This window comes from Pseudomonas sp. R4-15, assembly GCF_055768815.1.
On sequence record NZ_CM147293.1, the window covers coordinates 4559621 to 4574669 of the forward strand.

A 15049-nucleotide genomic window follows, 5' to 3' on the forward strand; every position below is an offset into this window, starting at 1 on the left:
CCTAGCACAAGGTCAACGCCTGAACGCCCGCCACCAGAGCCCACCGGCCAGGCTAGACCAGGTGCTGGAGCAGCACCTCCAGCGCCCGCGCATCCTCGGGCGAGAGGTCGATGATGTGGAAACCGGACCAGTGATGCTCGGCGCTCGCCCCCTCCCGCGTCCACAGGCAGTCTGCCCCCAAGTGGACTTCCGGCAAGTCCAGTTCATCATCGGCGACGATACGGCACTCCCATACCGAGTCGCTCGGCAACGTCATCTCCCCGAGCAGCATGAAGCCCTCGCGCGATAGGTCGACGATACGCCCCATGTACTGACCGCTGCCCTGATCGAACACCTCCAGGCGCACGTGAGCCTGCATGCGTACGTGCTGCCGTCGTTCCTGGCTCATTGCCTCTCCTCGCTCAACGTCACTTTTCTCTATCCCGCAGCATGCGGCGAATCGCCTGCAGCGCACGGTCCATCCAGGGCAGCGCGGCCTCTTCCGCCAGCACCTGCACGCGACCGGCCCGCAGCTCACGCGCCAACTGCGCCAGCGGCACGATGGCCGCCGGCATGCCGCGCGGGTCAACGAACATGAAGTGCTCCGTCGACGGGCTGAACCAGGACAGCTTCCAGCGCTGCCTGCCGTCCTCCGCGGGCACCTCGAACCAGGTGCCGAAAGGCAGTTGGCGCAACAGCCGCTCCTCTTCGGGCGCCCGCGCACCGTCATCCTCCGGGGCCACCGGAAGCGGTGCCTGGTAGGCCGCAAAAACCTCCCCGGAAGACGCTTCCAGCACGGGCTGCAACTCGGCCAGGGCCTGCGGCCGATCATTCTGAACCGCGTCCTGGCACGCGACCAGTATCTCCAACTGCCGGCGCACACTGTCCATCGAATGACCGCCCAGCAATTCCAGCCCCTTGCGCAATTCATCACACAGCGAATCGCGCACCGCGAACAATGTGCGCCGCCCGCCGGCATCCTGCGGCGTCCCCCCCCAGGCCAGCGTCGCCGTGGCGCGCAGCGCGCGCTGCCAGTCGGCGCTGTCCTCACCCTGGCGCAAGTGAATGAAGGTCAGCACGTCGCACCAGACGCCTTCGAGGAAGCGACTGATCGGCTCCGGGGCATGGTGTCGCTGCAACACCTCACCGATACGCGCCGTCGCTTGCTCACGCGCCACCAGCAGCCGCTCGCGCCCACGGGCCGCCTCGACGCTACGCTGCTCGCGCAGCTCTGCACGCTGCTGCAAGGTGGCGACGAAGGTTTCGAAATCCTCCAGCAGCAAGGCATAGCGATCCCCGTCCATGCCGGGCTGCGCGAGCAGATACTCGACTACCGTACGGATCTTGCGTTGCACGCCCTGCTCGTCGCCATCGCGCGCATACAGCGCCGCCGCCTGGGCCATGGCGTTCAGCAAACGTCGCGCAGGGTGCCGATAACGGGTAAAGAGGCTGGGATCGCGCAGCGCCAGACGTAGATAAGGCAAGTGCAGGTAGGACAGCAGCGCCCGACAGCCGTCGGGCAGCCGCTCGTCATCGAGGAGAAATTCGAAGAGCATCGCCAGGAGATCGAGCGTGTCCGCCGCGCCCCCCTCCAGACGGGCGAACTCATCGCCACGCGCCTGCAGCTCATTGCGCACGCCTCCGCGCGCGAGTACGCCACGTGCGCCCTCGGACGCGCTTCTTAGCGCATCTTCATCGCCTTCCTGCAGACGATCCAGGGCCGCCATGAGCGCCTCGGGGCGCAGAGCCGCGCCTTCGTCAGCGGTCGACTCGGGCGCCCCCTCCGCGGCTCGCACGGTACGCAGCAGATCGCCCAGTTCCTGCAGCAGTCGCTCGCCCTCATCCTCGTCGGACGCCTCGCCCACCGGCCGGGACCGAGGGGCGTGCGACGCTGCGCCGGTATGGCCACGCAAACGCAGGTTCGGCAATACACCCGCGGCGACCAGGGTTTCATTGAGTTGACGGTAGAACGCATCGAGGCGCTGCATCGTCTGCGCCTCGAAGACATCGTAGAGCACCAGCCGCACCGGCAACGGCAACCCGCAAGGCGCCAGCGCCCGGCGAAATGAGCGCGCCAGTACCGTCGGACCGAAGGGATTGTTGTCCTCGGCGAACTTCACGCCCCGATTGAGCAGGGCCAGGCGTTGCTCCAGCGCATGCAGTTCCCCCGTGCAGCGGGCTTTGAGACGCCCCGCCATACCGCTGACCCGCAGGTCCTCCTCGTAGTCGTCCGCGCTGACCAGTTCGAGTGACGCAGGGGGCGCGGGCGCCATCCCCGGCTGGCGCGCGGCGAACGCCGCAAAACCGGCGGCGACCTGACGGTGATAGTCGCGCTCGAGGGTAGGCCGCAGACGTCGCACCTCGCGCATGGCATCGAAGAAGAGCGCCTGCGTCTGGTTGTTCCCGGCACGCTCGGCGCAACTGAACAAGGCCTCGTCCGCAGCGGTGAAGGTCGCCGCGAGCCCGGCCACGAGATGATCGGACAAGGCCTGTCGACACCGCTGCACCAGCCGCCCATGGCGCGGCTGGATACGTCGACTGGCCAGCGCGTGGGGCGCCGAAGGCGGACTTTCCTGGTCTCGTTTCAAGGCAGAGAACCGCAGCTTGTTCCCGGGTCGCACAGGTATAAAGCGCCGCAGGACGGTGCGCAAGAACTTCACGGGAAAAGTGCGTGACAGGGGTTGACAGCCCGCCGGCCAGACGTAAAATGGCGCGCCTCTGATGCGGGGTTTGCCCGAGCAGAGATTGGAAGCCGATGTTCCGCGATAGCTCAGTCGGTAGAGCAAATGACTGTTAATCATTGGGTCCCTGGTTCGAGTCCAGGTCGCGGAGCCAACTTCCAGGCGGGGTATAGCGCAGTCCGGTAGCGCGCCTGTTTTGGGAGCAGGATGTCGGGAGTTCGAATCTCTCTACCCCGACCACATTTGGGTCGTTAGCTCAGTTGGTAGAGCAGTTGGCTTTTAACCAATTGGTCGTAGGTTCGAATCCTACACGACCCACCATATAGACGCCCCTCGGGGCGACGAAAGAGCCCGCCACCCGGCGGGCTTTTTCGTTTCCGGGATTCGCCCCGGCGGGGAAGCGCCCTCCCCCGCCGGGCGCCACTCAGTCGCCGATACGCCAGCCCGAGGTGATCGGATAGCGCCGGTCGCGACCGAACCCACGCTGCGTGACACGCACCCCGACCGCCGCCTGGCGCCGCTTGTATTCGTTGAGGTCGACCAGGCGCAGCACGCGGCGCACGTCCACCTCGTCGAAGCCCTCGGCGATGATCGCATCGGCGGACAGGTCATGCTCGATGTACAGGCGCAGGATCTCGTCCAGCACCGGATACGGCGGCAGCGAGTCCTCGTCCTTCTGATCGGGCGCGAGCTCGGCCGACGGCGGCCTGTCGATAACCCGCTGGGGAATCGCCGGGGACACCCCGTTGCGGTATTCGCAGAGACGGAACACCAGGGTCTTGGGCACGTCCTTGAGCACGTCGAAGCCACCGGCCATGTCGCCATAGAGCGTCGCGTAGCCCACCGCCATCTCGCTCTTGTTGCCGGTGGTCAGCACCAGGTAGCGCTTCTTGTTGGAGATCGCCATCAGCAGGGTGCCACGGCAGCGCGCCTGCAGGTTCTCTTCGGTGGTGTCGCGCTGCAATCCTTCGAAGACCGGCGCCAAGGTTTGCATGAAGCCCTCGACCATCGGCGCGATGGGCAACACGCTGTACTTCACACCCAGGGTACGGGCTTCCTCCTCGGCGTCCTCGAGGCTCATCTGCGCGGTGTAGTGGTAAGGCATCATCACCGCCTCGACGCGTTCCGCGCCCAGGGCGTCGACCGCCACCGCGAGCGTCAGCGCAGAATCGATGCCACCGGAGAGACCCAGCACGACACCCTGGAAGCCGTTCTTGCCCACGTAATCGCGCACACCGGCAACCAGCGCCTGGTAGACGCTGGCCTCCAGGGCCAACAACGGCTCCCGCTCCGCCGCACGCGGCGTCACCTGCTCGGCGCAGTCGAACTGCGCCAGGTAGAGCCCCTCGGCGAAGGCCGGCGCGCGCTGAGTGGTTTGTCCTGCGGCGTCGACCACACAGCTGTAGCCGTCGAACACCAGCTCGTCCTGACCGCCCACCTGGTTGACGTAGACGATCGGCAAGCCGCTTTCCCGGGCCCGCTGGGCAAGCACCGCTTCGCGCTCGCGCTGTTTGTCGATATGGAACGGCGAGGCGTTCGGGCAGAGCACCAGTTGCGCCCCGGCCTGGCGTGCGCGGGCGATCGGCTGCGCGAACCAGACGTCCTCGCAGATCACCATGCCCACCGTCACACCGGCGATATCCACCACGCAGGGGGCGTCGCCCGGCTCGAAGTAGCGCTTCTCGTCGAAGACCCGGTAATTGGGCAACTGCTGCTTGTAGTAGCGGCCGACCACCTCACCGTCGCGAATCAGCGCGCAGGCATTGAAGCGGCGCTCGCCCTCCAGCCAGGGATACCCCACCAGCAGGTGAATCCCGTCCACCTCCGCGCACAACCGCGCCAGCCCCTGCTCGACGCGCCGCTGCATGCTCGAACGCAGCAACAGGTCCTCGGGGGGATAGCCACACAGCGACAGCTCCGGGAACACCACCACGTCGGCGCGCAGTTCGTCGCGCGCGCGACGCGCATGGTCGATGATGCGCTGCACATTGCCGTGGACGTCGCCCACGCGCAGATTCAACTGGGCCATTGCGACCCGCAGGGTTCGGCTCATGCCGCCTCCGTCAGACTCTGAAGCGCCCGAACAGGGGCGCGTGTGGCGGCATTTTCCCGCATCCGTCGCCGTGGCGACAGCATGGCGTTGCATTGCGTTCTCCCCCGCCCCGCCGAGCAGTGCCGTCGGGCGACTCCTTTTGCTCAAGTCTTGCCGTTATCATCGGCGAGGTCACGGGCGCCGCGATGCGCTGCCCCTAGGGCCTGTTCCCGTTTCATTCGCGAACCGCGTTGTCGCCAGAAATGGCCGTGAATGAAACGGGAACAGGCCCTAGCCTCCCCAATCCATGGCCGACTGCTAGAATGCCCGGCCCGCCACCTCACGGAAGACACCATGGGTCTGTTCCGCCTGCTATTCATCATCGCCCTGGCGCTGGTCGTCGTCTGGCTGTGGCGGCGCTTGCGCAGCGCCGCGCGTCCGACGCCGCGACAGGAGTCTACGCAGATGGTGCGCTGTGCCCATTGCCGCCTACACCTGCCGATGCAACAGGCGCTGCGCGAAGGCGAGCACTGGTACTGCAGCCAAGCCCACCTGCAACGAGGCCCCCGTGACTGAGGGGTATCACCAGGCCCAGCGAATCCTGCGCCTCTATCATCTCTATCGGCTGAGCATCGGCCTGGCGCTGGTACTGCTGATTTCCAGCGATCTGGACACCCAATGGCTGCCATTGGCCCATGAGCAACTGTTCCAGGGTGGCAGCTGGGCCTACCTGATCATCAACATCGTGCTCGCGGTACTGCTGCAGCAACCGCGGACGGTACCGCTGTTCTGTCTCGGCCTGCTCGACGTACTGATGCTCTCGGTGCTGTTCTACGCCGGTGGCGGCATTCCCAGCGGCATCGGTAACCTGCTGATCGTCGCCGTGGCGATCGCCAACATCCTGCTGCAGGGCCGCATCGGCCTGTTGATTGCCGCGCTGGCGGCGATCGGCATGATCTACCTCACCCTTTACTTGAGCCTCTGGCTGCCCGGCGCCAGCGCTCAGTTCGTCCAGGTCGGGGCCTTGGGCGCACTGTGTTTCGCGGTCGCCATCCTGGTACAGATACTCACCCGGCGCCTGCGCCTGAGCGAATCCCTGGCCGAGCAGCGCGCAGCGGACGTCGCCAACCTGGAGGCGCTCAACGCCCTGATCCTGCAACGCATGCGCACCGGCATCCTGGTCCTCGACGCCGAACTGAAGGTCCTGCTCGCCAACCAGGGCGCGCATCAGTTGCTCGGCCGCGCGGTGCCGCCGGGGCTGCCGCTGCAGGAGCTCTCGGGCGAATTGCTCGAGCGCCTGCTGGCCTGGCAGGTCAACCCCACCCGCCAGGCCCAGACGCTACGTGGCTATGACGCCGGCCCGCTGCTGCAACCCAGCTTCATCGCGCTGTCCCGGGCGGACCGTCATGACACGCTGATCTTCCTCGAGGACGTGGCGCACATCGCGCGCCACGCGCAACAGCTCAAGCTGATCTCCCTGGGCCGCCTGACCGCCAGCATCGCCCATGAGATCCGCAACCCGCTGGGGGCGATCAGCCATGCCGCGCAACTGCTGCAGGAGTCCGAGGCGCTGGGAGGTGACGACCGTCGCTTGACGCAGATCGTCCAGGAGCAGTCGCTGCGGATGAACCTGATCATCGAGAACATCCTTCAGCTGTCGCGTCGACGTCCCTCGGAACCGCAACTGATCGACCTCGAGTTCGCCCTGCAGCGTTTCGTCGCCGAACAGCGCGAGCGCGCCGGGGAGGGCCGGCTTTACCTGCATATCGAAGGCCAGCACCTGCAGACCCGCATGGACCCCAACCAGTTGGAGCAGGTGCTCGGCAACCTGGTCCGCAACGCCTTGCGCCACAGTCCCAGCAAGCAGGTCTGGCTGACGCTACGTCGAGATGCCACCAGTGGCCTGCCGCTGCTCGACGTCGAGGAAGACGGACCGGGCGTTTCCGCCGAACAGCGCACGCACCTGTTCGAGCCGTTCTTCACCACCGAAGAACATGGCACCGGCCTTGGGTTGTATATTTCCCGGGAACTGTGCGAAAGCAACCAGGCGCAACTCGACTACCATGACGGCGGCCAGGGTGCCTGCTTCCGCATCACCTTCGCCCACCCGCACAAGCCAGGCTGAGAGTACCGTGAGCCAGAGAGCCCTGATCATCGACGACGAGCCCGACATCCGCGAGCTGCTCGAAATCACCCTGGGGCGAATGAAGCTCGACACCCGCAGCGCCAGCAGCTGTCAGGAGGCCCGCCGCTACCTGGACAGCGAACACTTCGACCTCTGCCTGACCGACATGCGCCTGCCCGACGGCACCGGCCTGGAACTGGTGGAATACATCCAGCAGACGCACCCGCAGTTGCCGGTGGCGATGATCACCGCCTACGGCAGCCTCGAGACGGCCATCGGCGCCCTCAAGGCCGGCGCCTTCGACTACCTGACCAAGCCGGTCGACCTGCCGCGCCTGCGCGAGCTGGTGAACAGTGCACTGCGCCTGCAACCCAGCCCGCCTGCCAGCAGCAAGGGCCTGGACAGCCGCCTGCTCGGCGACTCACCGCCCATGCGAGCGCTGCGCCAGCAGATCGATAAGGTCGCCCGCAGCCAGGCCCCGGTTTACATCGGCGGCGAGTCCGGTACCGGCAAGGAACTGGTGGCCCGCCTGATCCACGAACAGGGCGCACGATACGGTCAGCCATTCGTCCCGGTGAACTGCGGGGCGATCCCCGGCGAGCTGATGGAAAGCGACTTCTTCGGCCATCGCAAGGGCAGCTTCACTGGCGCCATCGACGACAAGCCGGGGCTGTTCCAGAGCGCCAACGGCGGCACCTTGTTCCTCGACGAAGTCGCCGACTTGCCGCTGGCGATGCAGGTCAAGCTGCTGCGCGCCATCCAGGAAAAGGCCATACGACCGGTCGGCGGCCAGCAGGAAATGTCCGTGGACGTCCGCATCCTCAGCGCCACCCACAAGGACCTGGCCGCCGAAGTCGCCGCCGGGCGCTTCCGCCAGGACCTCTACTATCGGCTCAACGTCATCGAGCTGCGCGTGCCGCCGCTGCGCGAGCGCCGCGAGGACATCGCCCTGCTCGCCAACGCCCTGCTCGGCCGCCTGACCCGCGGCCGTGGCCCGGTGCGCCTGGAGCCGCTTGCCCTGGAGAAGCTGCAAGCCTACCGCTTCCCCGGCAACGTCCGCGAGCTGGAAAACGTCCTCGAACGCGCATTCACCCTCTGCGAGGGCGAGCGTATCGGCGCCGCCGACCTGCGCCTGAGCGACGCGCCCCGCTGCGCCGAACCCGGCGGACTGGACGAGGTGGCCAACCTCGAAGACCACCTCGAGGAAGTCGAGCGCAAGCTGATCGTCCAGGCCCTGGAGGAAACCCGCTGGAACCGCACCGCCGCCGCCCAGCGCCTGGGACTGAGCTTTCGCTCGATGCGCTATCGCCTGAAGAAGCTGGGCCTGGACTGACGGCAAGCCCGTCGCATCTCGGGCGGCCCATCACAGAACCGGGCAAAACCTCGGCGCAAGCGTTGACTCCAGGTCCCAGCGGTTTAAAAGCAGGGGCTGACAGGATGTCTTCGACAGGTGCGCCCCATGGATGCCCGCCATAGCCTCGGCTTCTCGCTGATCGAGCTACTGACCACACTCACGCTACTGCTGATTTTTGCAAGCGCTGCTCTGCCGAGCTACCAACAGTTCAGCGAGCGCAACCGCCTACAAGCATTGATGGAAGAGCTACAGGCGCATGTGCGGTTCGCGCGGACCACCAGCGTACTGAACAAGCGCCCAGTGGATCTCTGTGGTTCCAGCGATGGAAACCAATGCGACAACCAGTGGAACCGCGGCTGGCGGGTCGCATTTTCAGACAGCCAGGAAACCTTGCGTGCTTATCAGCTGACAAGCTCCGATCACCTCGACTGGCGGGGCATGAGCTCGAAAATTCGCTTTCGTGATAACGGCACTGCACCCATGAGCAATGGACGCTTCTATCTGTGTGATGCCGATGATGCATTAGGCTGGCAGTTGGTACTCAGCCGCCAAGGGCGCCTGCGTCGCATCCAAGGCCTGGAAGACGGGCAGGAATGGAACGGGCACTGTGATTGAGCTCATTCCATCACCAGTCATCTACCTAGCTGGGCCGGTCATCCCAGCACCAGGGACAATGCCATCGCCAATAGCCATCATGCACGGCAAGCAGTCATCAGGAGCAGCGCATGATCGCCCAGCGGCAAATTACAGGGTTCACACTTATCGAACTCATCGTCGTGGTCACCCTGCTCGCTATCTTTGCCGCCATCGCCGTACCCGGCTTCACCTACTTCATCAATCAGAACCGTGCGCAGGCCAGCAATCAGGAGCTGCTTTCTTTGTTGCAGTTCGCCCGCGCGCAGGCGGTGGCACAGCGAACCACAATACGCGTATGCCCACAGAGCAACGGCTGGCGCGTACAGACCGACTGCTCGGCAGCCGCCAGTAACGCACTGCGAACCTTAGAAAATCCCCCGGGCATATCGGTGAACTACAGCATGAACCCGGCTGGCAACCAGATCCTGTTTTTGCAGAACGGTAGCGCGACGGCCGTCACACGTCTCATCACCTGTTATCAGAACCGTCCGAGAGACGGCTATACGATCGACATCGCGCGAACCGGCAATGTGCGAGCTTATGCGCGCGGCAAGAGCAGCGCTGACGGCTCCACCGACATGAACAGCTGCACACCATCATGAAAGGATCCGTCATGAAGGGCTTCAGCATGATCGAAGTACTGGTGACACTTTTGCTGCTGTGCGTCGGCATCCTCGGCATGGTCGCACTGCAAGGACGCTCGCTGCAGTACACCCAGGACGCGACCCAGCGTAATGTGGCTGCGGCCTTGGCGAACGATCTGGTGGAGATGATGCGAGCCATGCCCAGCGAGACCGGCTTCTACAAGACTGGAACCGGATCACTCCCCAGCGCGCCAAGCAGTTGCAACCCATTACCCAGTAACGCTGCGCAACAACTCGCCTGCTGGGCCAACCGCGCCACGACGGCACTCCCCGGCGCCGCAGAACTCTGGTCGAGCGAATTCCATGTCTGCCCCTCGCTGCAACCCGGCATCTGTGCCACCGGCAGCGCAATTGAAATACAACTGGCCTGGCGTGGCCGTGCCGGCGAGTGCCTGACCGACGACAACACATCCAGCGACATCTGTCGTTATCGCCTGCGCACCCAGCTCTAAGGGAGGCCCCATGAAGTTCATCGCAGCACAGCGCGGACTTTCACTCGTCGAGTTGATGGTGAGCCTGGCTATTGGCAGTTTTTTGATCCTCGGCGTCACCCAGTTGTACATCGACAACAAACGCACCTACGCCTTCCAGCAGAATCAGTCGGAAAACCTCGAAAGCTCGCGCTTCACGTTGCTCCTGTTACAACAAGAACTGGCCAAGGCCGGTTATCGACGGCGCCCTGACGAGCCGCAGGAAAACGCATTTCCAGCCTCAAACGCCGCGACCTGCGCCTTCACCGCCGGCCAGGTGGTGAAATGGCAATCAGCGAACTCACTATGCATCCGTTATCAGCCACACACACCGACCGATCGTGACTGCCAGGGCGACCTGCCGGTCAACACCAGCGCATTGGCGAACCCCTATACCAGCGCCCAGGAAATCTACGTGATGCGCTTCTTTCTGGAGGACAACAGCCTCAAGTGCCAACGCGCGCGCACCAACGCCTCGGGCGCCGTGCTGTCTTCCCCAGCCGTTAGCTCCGTCGAGCTGGTCACGGGCGTGGCCGACCTGAACTTTTCAACGGGCGTGGGCGCCGATGCAGATCGCAGCCGAGTGATTCAGTACCAAAACACCGACCCAGGTACCGCCCCGATTCTCTCCGTGCGCTATACGCTGCTGCTGCGCAGCAGCAACCCCAACCAGCGCGAAGGCATCAGTGTTACCGATGCCCTGGCGCCCTGGCGCACGCAACTGGGACTGTCGACGTCGAACAGTCGCTACACAGCCGTCAGTAACGCCGATGCAGGCCAGCTCTACCAGCTCCAGCAAAGCACCGTAATGCTGAGGAACCAGATGCCATGAGACATGCTCCCGCCTTTCGTCAACAACGCGGTGCTGCTCTATTCATCGCCCTGGTCATGCTCTTGGTGATTACCTTGCTGGCGCTTTCCAATACTAGGGAGATCACCCTTGAATCTCGTATCACCTCCAACTTCGTTGAACAGCAGCGGCTACTCAACACTGGCGAGGCTGGACTACGGGAAGGCGAGACGAGGATGGTCGGCCCACTCAAGCCACGCAATGCCACCTGTCAACCCGATGCGGACTTCTGCATGACGAACACCAAGGCCTACGCACAGAGTTTCGCCAACAGTAAACCCTATGCCCCCGCCGACGGTACCCAGACTCGTAGCGACACCCAGGTACGCTGGTATGCAGCGCCTGCTTCGACGGGCAGCGAGACGGCCCAGGCAGAGAACCCGGAATACGGTGAAATGCTGCGAGGACGGGGAATCTTCCGCTACGAGATCAATTCCGAATCGACCAATACCACCAGCAGCCAAAGCGTACGTCTGCGCTCGACCACGGCGAAAATCTTCAACTAGATAGAGGCCACGACCATGACGATTTTTACGAGCCTCAAGCGTTTCGCCCTGAGCCTGCTGCTTGCATCGCTTTATCTCGGCGGGATTCAGCAAGCGCAGGCAACCTTGCTGAATATCAGCCAGACGCCGCTGGTACTTTCAGAGAGTGTCGCCCCGAACCTTATTCTTACCCTCGATGATTCGGGCAGCATGCGTTTCGGCTTCGTTCCCGATAGTGTGGGCCAAGAGAGCAGCGGCTATCGCAATTTGCGAAGAGCCAAGGCCGCAGCATTCAACTCAATGTACTACAACCCGAACATAAGTTACGAGATCCCCACCCGCATGAATACCGATGGCTCACAGGCCAGCACCGGCTACAGCACGAGTTTCACCCAAGCCTATCACAATGGCTTCGATACCAGTGTGGGTTCAGTCAACTTGAGTAATAACTATCGAGTGGCCTGGGACGTACCCATCACGACCGCACCATCGAACTATGGGTATGGCTCCGGCACTAATTACAGTGGTAGCGGGACGATCTATAGACTGGCAGAGAACCCTGAGCGAGACTTCAGCGTGACGACCTCAGAACCAGGCAGCTTCACCAGCCCAGGCGGAATCACCTTTAACATTCGCGCCCAACCTTTCAGCTGTAGCGCTACCGCTAGCTACCCAGGCGTATTCAGCAATCTGACCGTTCCCTGCAGCAGGACATGGACCGACTACACCGCATCAATTATCCAAAGCGCCGTCCCCGCTTATTACTACACACTCAGAAGCAACTGCACGAACACCAATAACGACGACTGTTATCAACTCAACTTCGTCACCAGTGCGGAACAGCAAAATTTCGCCATCTGGTATTCGTTCTACCGCAACCGCGCACTGGCCACAGTCAGTGCCGCCAACCTCGCCTTCAACCAGCTTCCCTCATCCGTCAGGCTGACCTGGCAAACGCTCAACGCCTGCACAACGCTTAATTCGAAAAATTGCGGCACCAACTATTTCCGCGCCTTCAACGGCCGCCAGCGCGGCAACTTCTACGCCTGGCTCAGCAGCATTTCATTCGATAACGGTACGCCCTTGCGCGCGGCCTTGGGGCGTGCCGGAGAATTCCTGCGCAGCAACGACGCCTGGGCTTACAACCCCAACCCCTTCACCAACAATGGCGGCCGCGGTTCGACGGTGCGCAGCCCCGAATATGCCTGCCGCCCCAGTTACCACATCATGATGACCGACGGCATGTGGAACGGCACGGACGGCAACCCGTCGACCACCCTCAGGCCCGACCACAGCAACGTCACCTTGCCCGACGGTAGGAATTACAGTCAGCAAAGGCCTTTCTTTGGCGATAACCTCCACGACGAGGATCCTCGTAACAACAACACGACCAGTCTGGCGGACTTGGCATTCCATTACTGGGCCACTGACGCCAACAGCTCGCTGAACAACTCCGTCAAACCCTACGATCCCTATGCTGCCAACCCCTCGTCATTAACCAACGCGGAGTACTGGGACCCGCGCAACGACCCGGCGAGCTGGCAGCATCTGGTCAACTACACGGTCGGCCTTGGCTTATCGTCCTCGTTAACGCTCAACGGCCTGCAATGGGACGCCTCCCAGGGCACCTATGGCGGCACCGGCTACAACAACCTGCGCAACGGTACGCGCGACTGGCCAGCCGCCGACGAGGACAACCCCAACAACGTCTACGACCTCTGGCACACCGCGATCAACTCCCGCGGCGAATTCTTCAGCGTGGATGCCCCCGATGCGCTGATCGCCGCGTTCAGCCGCATCATCAACCGAATCGGCGACTTCAACACCTCCGCCAGCGCCCCGGCCGTGGACGGCAACCAGGTCGACGGGCTGAACAACTACGAAACCTACGAAACGGAATTTTCCAGCGAGGACTGGAGCGGTGACATCCGTAAATACACGATCGATAATCTTGGCAACCGCTCCCTGGCCTGGAGTGCGAAGGGCCTGGCAACCACCACACGCACAGCCGTCTATATGGCCAACGCCGCCGGTACTGCACTACAGGACTTTACCTGGAACAACCTGAGCAACGCACAAAGGGCGCTGTTCAACATCAACCCCGACAGTAATAGCCTGGCAACCGACAGCCGAGGCGAGGCGCGCTTGAACTATGTACGGGGTGATCGCGGCAATGAGGGCAGCGGCGACGGGAACTTCCGGCGACGCAACAGCCTGCTGGGCGACGTCGTCAATTCCTCGCCCGTCCTGGTTCAGCAAGCCCAGTACCTGCCCTACCTGGCCGAACGCATCGACGGCGGCAGTGGTAGCTACAGCGCCTTCGCCAGCACCCAGGCCAACCGTACGCCGATGCTTTATGTCGGCTCCAACGACGGCATGTTGCACGCCATCAACGCTAACACCGGACGAGAGGTTTATGCCTTCGTCCCCAGCGCCGTGCTACCCAACCTATTCCGCCTGAGCGGCCAGGGTTATCGCTCGGCTCACCGCTTTTTCGTCGACGGTACGCCGACGGTCGCCGACGTCTATTACGGCGGTGCTTGGCATACGGTCTTGGTCGGCAACCTGCGCGGCGGCGGTCGTTCGCTGTTCGCCCTGGACATCACCACCCCAAACAACCCGCGACTGCTCTGGGAATTCACCCACGCCGATCTCGGCTACACCTTTGCCCAACCCACCATCGCCCGGTTGCACAATGGCCATTGGGCCGTGGTCACCGGCAATGGCTACGGCAACCAGAGCGGCAACGTAGCCGACCGGGCTGCGTTGTTCGTTTTGGACATTCAGACCGGACAGCAACTGACACCTAACCAGGCCCCCTTGGTGGTCAGCGGCGATACGAACCGAGCCAATGGCCTATCCAGCGTGCGCTTGGCCGACAACAACAGCGACGGTATCGCCGACTACGCCTATGCCGGCGATATTCAAGGCAATCTCTGGCGCTTCGACCTCTTCGGCGCCGTGGGCACCAGCGCCAGCGACCCTTTCAGCGGCATCAGCAACGGAACGATTAGTGTGTCCTATGGCGGGCGCCCGCTGTTCACCGCCGTCGATGGCTCGGGCAACGCGCAGACCATCATGGGACCGCCATCACTCGTGCGGCATCCCACGCAGACGGGTTATCTGGTGCTGTTCGGCACCGGCAAATACTTCGAAACCACCGATGGCAACGTCGATACCAGCCGTATGCAAAGTCTTTATGCCATCTGGGATCGCAGGACACGGGGCGAGTCGACGTCCTCTCCCCCCAGCATCACCCGTAGCTCGCTGCTGACCCAAACCATCACCAGCCAGACCACCGCGTCGGGCAGTACCGTACGCCTGGTCAGTCAGAACACGCCACAGTGGTATCGCACCGGCACGACCGAGCGAACCGACGCCAACGTCAACCAATGGGGCTGGAAACTCGATCTCGCGGTAAACGGCGACCGCAGGGGGGAAATGATGACCCGCGCCATGGTCGCGCGCGGTCAAACCCTGCTGTTCTCCACCCTCACGCCGAACAGCGATCCCTGCGAAAGTGGGGCGGAAAGCTGGCTTTACGGCCTGGATGCGTACACGGGAGGCAGAACGCTGTTCAACGTCATGGATATCAATAACGACGGGGTGGTCGATCTTTCGGATCGGTATAACAATTCCGACACGGTCTCTGGGCTGCAAGCGGGCAGCATCAGCAGTTTCAGCGTACTGGGCGATCATCTGTTCTTCAGCGAGCAAAGCCTCGCCATCAACTACGGTCCCAACGCAACGGGCCGGCAGACCTGGCAAGTCATCCCGGAAACCGAGGAGTAGC

Annotated in this window: 12 protein-coding genes and 3 tRNA genes; 12 read left to right on the top strand and 3 right to left on the bottom strand. The window is 63.3% G+C overall.

The genetic code is table 11. The annotated features are described in order from the left end of the window. Positions 1–52 precede the first annotated feature (52 nt). Complete coding sequence (locus ACYRGX_RS21990; protein ID WP_473054539.1) at positions 53–388, bottom strand: PilZ domain-containing protein; 336 nt, start codon at positions 386–388, stop codon at positions 53–55. 19 nt (positions 389–407) lie between these two features. Continuing rightward, positions 408–2780: a DUF1631 domain-containing protein gene (locus ACYRGX_RS21995; RefSeq protein WP_473056756.1), complete on the bottom strand. Its 2373-nt coding sequence runs from the start codon at positions 2778–2780 to the stop codon at positions 408–410. Between ACYRGX_RS21995 and ACYRGX_RS22000 the strand changes: the two genes are divergently transcribed. From ACYRGX_RS22000 to ACYRGX_RS22010, 3 genes are all read left to right on the top strand, one after another. After that, positions 2739–2814: transfer RNA gene (locus ACYRGX_RS22000), tRNA-Asn, on the top strand. The genes ACYRGX_RS21995 and ACYRGX_RS22000 overlap by 42 nt on opposite strands. A gap of 9 nt (positions 2815–2823) precedes the next feature. Then, positions 2824–2900, top strand: a tRNA-Pro gene (locus tag ACYRGX_RS22005). A 5-nt stretch (positions 2901–2905) separates the two neighbouring features. Continuing rightward, positions 2906–2981, top strand: a tRNA-Lys gene (locus ACYRGX_RS22010). A gap of 103 nt (positions 2982–3084) precedes the next feature. On the opposite strand, the gene ACYRGX_RS22015 is transcribed toward ACYRGX_RS22010, so the two are convergent. Then, a complete protein-coding gene (locus tag ACYRGX_RS22015; protein WP_473054540.1) occupies positions 3085–4713 on the bottom strand; it encodes an NAD+ synthase in 1629 nt (542 codons plus the stop codon). Positions 4714–5046: 333 nt separating this feature from the next. On the opposite strand from ACYRGX_RS22015, the gene ACYRGX_RS22020 reads away from it, so the two are divergent. The 9 genes from ACYRGX_RS22020 to ACYRGX_RS22060 all read left to right on the top strand — a co-directional run bounded on the left by ACYRGX_RS22020 (position 5047) and on the right by ACYRGX_RS22060 (position 15048). Beyond that, positions 5047–5268, top strand: coding sequence for a PP0621 family protein (locus tag ACYRGX_RS22020; RefSeq protein WP_473054541.1), 222 nt, complete (start codon positions 5047–5049; stop codon positions 5266–5268). Then, positions 5261–6817: a sensor histidine kinase gene (locus tag ACYRGX_RS22025; protein ID WP_473054542.1), complete on the top strand. Its 1557-nt coding sequence runs from the start codon at positions 5261–5263 to the stop codon at positions 6815–6817. Before ACYRGX_RS22020 ends, ACYRGX_RS22025 begins: the two co-directional genes overlap by 8 nt. A gap of 7 nt (positions 6818–6824) precedes the next feature. Further along, complete coding sequence (locus tag ACYRGX_RS22030) at positions 6825–8150, top strand: sigma-54-dependent transcriptional regulator (RefSeq protein ID WP_473054543.1); 1326 nt, start codon at positions 6825–6827, stop codon at positions 8148–8150. A 126-nt stretch (positions 8151–8276) separates the two neighbouring features. Further along, a complete protein-coding gene (locus ACYRGX_RS22035) occupies positions 8277–8786 on the top strand; it encodes a GspH/FimT family pseudopilin (RefSeq protein WP_473054544.1) in 510 nt (169 codons plus the stop codon). 110 nt (positions 8787–8896) lie between these two features. After that, positions 8897–9409: a GspH/FimT family pseudopilin gene (locus ACYRGX_RS22040; protein ID WP_473054545.1), complete on the top strand. Its 513-nt coding sequence runs from the start codon at positions 8897–8899 to the stop codon at positions 9407–9409. Positions 9410–9420: 11 nt separating this feature from the next. Then, entirely contained in the window at positions 9421–9903 is a 483-nt protein-coding gene (pilV, locus tag ACYRGX_RS22045; protein ID WP_473054546.1) for a type IV pilus modification protein PilV, read from the top strand. A 10-nt stretch (positions 9904–9913) separates the two neighbouring features. Continuing rightward, positions 9914–10753, top strand: a complete 840-nt coding sequence (locus tag ACYRGX_RS22050; RefSeq protein ID WP_473054547.1) for a PilW family protein — start codon at positions 9914–9916, stop codon at positions 10751–10753. Next, entirely contained in the window at positions 10750–11277 is a 528-nt protein-coding gene (locus ACYRGX_RS22055; protein WP_473054548.1) for a pilus assembly PilX family protein, read from the top strand. Before ACYRGX_RS22050 ends, ACYRGX_RS22055 begins: the two co-directional genes overlap by 4 nt. 15 nt (positions 11278–11292) lie before the next feature. Beyond that, on the top strand, positions 11293–15048 hold the full coding sequence (locus tag ACYRGX_RS22060; RefSeq protein WP_473054549.1) for a pilus assembly protein: 3756 nt from the start codon (positions 11293–11295) through the stop codon (positions 15046–15048). Position 15049 lies beyond the last annotated feature (1 nt).

What these genes read in the sequence shown, in the direction of transcription:
- ACYRGX_RS21990 (WP_473054539.1), bottom strand. Translation starts at nt 388, where the DNA reads ATGAGCCAGGAACGACGGCAGCACGTACGCATGCAGGCTCACGTGCGC.
- ACYRGX_RS21995 (WP_473056756.1), bottom strand. Translation starts at nt 2,780, where the DNA reads ATGATTAACAGTCATTTGCTCTACCGACTGAGCTATCGCGGAACATCG.
- ACYRGX_RS22015 (WP_473054540.1), bottom strand. Translation starts at nt 4,713, where the DNA reads ATGAGCCGAACCCTGCGGGTCGCAATGGCCCAGTTGAATCTGCGCGTG.
- ACYRGX_RS22020 (WP_473054541.1), top strand. Translation starts at nt 5,047, where the DNA reads ATGGGTCTGTTCCGCCTGCTATTCATCATCGCCCTGGCGCTGGTCGTC.
- ACYRGX_RS22035 (WP_473054544.1), top strand. Translation starts at nt 8,277, where the DNA reads ATGGATGCCCGCCATAGCCTCGGCTTCTCGCTGATCGAGCTACTGACC.
- ACYRGX_RS22040 (WP_473054545.1), top strand. Translation starts at nt 8,897, where the DNA reads ATGATCGCCCAGCGGCAAATTACAGGGTTCACACTTATCGAACTCATC.
- pilV (WP_473054546.1), top strand. Translation starts at nt 9,421, where the DNA reads ATGAAGGGCTTCAGCATGATCGAAGTACTGGTGACACTTTTGCTGCTG.
- ACYRGX_RS22050 (WP_473054547.1), top strand. Translation starts at nt 9,914, where the DNA reads ATGAAGTTCATCGCAGCACAGCGCGGACTTTCACTCGTCGAGTTGATG.
- ACYRGX_RS22055 (WP_473054548.1), top strand. Translation starts at nt 10,750, where the DNA reads ATGAGACATGCTCCCGCCTTTCGTCAACAACGCGGTGCTGCTCTATTC.
- ACYRGX_RS22060 (WP_473054549.1), top strand. Translation starts at nt 11,293, where the DNA reads ATGACGATTTTTACGAGCCTCAAGCGTTTCGCCCTGAGCCTGCTGCTT.